General features: G+C 79.0%; 1 protein-coding gene. It reads left to right on the top strand.

The window, feature by feature from the left end; all coding sequences use genetic code 11:
- Positions 1-122 precede the first annotated feature (122 nt).
- Positions 123-1,286, top strand: coding sequence for a glutamate 5-kinase (gene proB, locus WCS02_RS20285; protein ID WP_340296124.1), 1,164 nt, complete (start codon positions 123-125; stop codon positions 1,284-1,286).
- Positions 1,287-1,413 lie beyond the last annotated feature (127 nt).

Raw genomic sequence — 1,413 nt, 5'->3', positions numbered from 1 at the left:
ACCGGCGCGGCCGATGGGACCGGTGCGGCCGACGGCGCCGGGGCCACGGACGCGGCGGACGGGACCGGCGCCCCCGCGCCGGAGCAGGCCGGGGAGCAGGTCGACCGGACCTCGGGGCAGGGGTGAGCGAGGCGTCCGCCACCGCCCCGCAGCAGGCGCGGGAGCGGCTGCACGCCCTGCTCGAGGGCCCCGGCACGCTCGTGGTCAAGGTCGGCTCCTCCAGCCTCGCCACCTCCACGGGCATCGACGGCCAGGCCGTCGACACCCTCGTCGACACCCTGGCCGCCCGCCGGGCGCTCGGTGCAGACCGGCGCCTGGTGGTCGTCACCTCCGGGGCGATCGCCGCCGGGCTGCCCGCGCTCGGCATGGCGCGCCGTCCCGCCGACCTCGCCGGGCTGCAGGCCGCCGCCAGCGTCGGGCAGGGGCGGCTGCTGTCGCGCTGGTCGTCCTCGTTCGCGCGGCACGACCTGGTGACCGGGCAGGTGCTGCTCGACCTGGACGACCTGGTCCGGCGCAACCACTACCTCAACGCCCGGTCCACGCTGGCGCGGCTGCTCAGCCTCGGCGCCGTGCCGGTGGTCAACGAGAACGACACCGTCGCCACGGACGAGATCCGGTTCGGCGACAACGACCGGCTCGCGGCCTTCGTCGCGCACCTGGTCGGCGCCAGCGCCCTGGTCCTGCTCACCGACGTCGACGGGCTGTACGACCGGCCGCCGTCGCGGCCCGGGGCCCGGCGCATCCCGCTCGTCGACGGCACGGGGACCCTGCAGGCGGACCTCGGCACCGGGGCGGGCAGCGCCGTCGGGACCGGCGGCATGCGCACCAAGGTCGACGCGGCCACCATCGCCGCCGACGCCGCGGTGCCGACGCTTGTCACCGCCACGGCCCGCTTCCCCGACGCCATGTCCGGCGCGGACGTCGGCACCTGGTTCGAGGCGGCGCCGCGGGCTCTCCCGGCCCGCACGCTGTGGCTGGCGCACGTGGCCGCGCCGCGCGGCCGGCTGCTCCTGGACCCCGGCGCGGTGCGGGCCGTCGTCGGGCGCGGGGCGTCCCTGCTGCCGGCGGGCGTCACCGCCGTGGAGGGCGTCTTCGACGTCGGTGCGGTCGTCGACCTGTGCGACCCCGCGGGCACCGCCGTGGCCCGGGGGCTGAGCGGGTACGCCGCCGCCGAGCTGCCCCGGCTGCTGGGCCGCTCCACGCACGAGCTGCGCGAGGACCTCGGCCCGGACTACGGCCGCGAGGTCGTCCACCGCGACGACATGGTGGTCCTCCCGGCCGGGTGACGGGCGGCGCGACTACCGTGGCGCCATGACCGACGTCCTGCGCGCCAGCGCCTCCCCGGCCGTCGACGACGGCCCGCGCACCCCCGACGCCGCAGCCCCCGGGACGGCCCCCGCCGCCCCGGCCGCC

This window comes from Aquipuribacter hungaricus (genome assembly GCF_037860755.1).
GTDB classification, from domain to species: Bacteria; Actinomycetota; Actinomycetes; order Actinomycetales; family JBBAYJ01; genus Aquipuribacter; species Aquipuribacter hungaricus.
This window is presented reverse-complemented; position numbering and strand designations above follow the sequence as displayed.